This is a genomic window from Nocardioides pelophilus (genome assembly GCF_014180685.1).
In the GTDB taxonomy this organism is placed as follows: Bacteria; Actinomycetota; Actinomycetes; order Propionibacteriales; family Nocardioidaceae; genus Nocardioides; species Nocardioides pelophilus.
The window spans coordinates 1-1,072 of record NZ_JACEHF010000318.1 but is presented as its reverse complement, the minus strand read 5'-3'; the positions used below and the strand labels follow the sequence as shown (position 1 = coordinate 1,072).

Genomic DNA, 1,072 nt, shown 5'->3' with positions numbered 1-1,072 from the left:
GCCTTGGTGCTGCCAGCCCTCCCGCAGGTGGCGTGGGCCACGCCGCCGCCGCCGGGAAGCCCGTGCACGATCAAGGGCACCAACGGTCCGGACGTGCTCAACGGGACGGGCGGGAGCGACGTCATCTGCGGGCTCGGCGGCGACGACCAGATCTCCGCCTTCGGCGGGGACGACCTGGTGATCGGAGGCCCTGGTGCCGACACCATCAACGCCGGGCCGGGCAACGACGACGTGCGCAGTGGCGAGGGGGCCGACACGGTCCTCGGCTCCACCGGTGACGACGTGCTCCGCGGCGGCACCGAGGCTGACAACCTCAACGGCAGCGCCGGACTCGACCACCTGATCGGCGGGGACGGCGACGACACCCTCGACGGCAGCACCGACGCCGACGAGGTGCGCGGCGGGGCGGGCGACGACCTGGTCACCGGCTCGCTCGGTGACGACGCCCTCTACGGTGGCGCCGACGACGACGAGGTCCTGGGCAACGCGGGGGCCGACCTCCTGCACGGTGAGGCGGGCGACGACCACCTCGTCGGCGGTGACCACAACGACGTGCTGTTCGGTGGCATCGGCAACGACGACCTCGAGGGCAGCGCCGGCGACGACCGGATCATCGACCGCGACGGTGCCGGGTTCGTCGACGACGTGAGCTGCGGCACCGGTACGGCGGACGTCGCCAACGTCGACTTCTTCGACACCGTGGCCGCGGACTGCGAGATCAGCCGCGCCCTCGACCGCGAGGACCCGGTGGCGGTGGATGACGTCGCGACGGTCGGCGAGGACGACCCGGCCACCACGATCGACGTGCTGGCCAACGACACCGACGCGGACAGCGGCCCGATCGCGATCGGCTCGGTGACCCAGCCGACGAGCGGCACGGTGGCGATCACCAACGGCGGTGCGGACCTGACCTACACGCCGAGCCCGGACTACTGCAACGACGCCCCGGCCAACCCGACCGACGACTTCACCTACACCCTGGCGCCGGGTGGCGACACGGCGACGGTCGCCGTCACCGTCACCTGCGTCCCGGGTGCTCCCGTCGCCGCCGACGACACGGCGACGGGGGCCG

At 73.0% G+C, this 1,072-nt stretch carries 1 protein-coding gene; it reads left to right on the top strand.

Annotation, left to right across the window (positions count from 1 at the left end; genetic code table 11):
- Positions 1-1,072, top strand: a 1,072-nt coding sequence (locus H0488_RS23365; protein ID WP_183101550.1) for an Ig-like domain-containing protein, incomplete at both ends; no start/stop codon positions are given.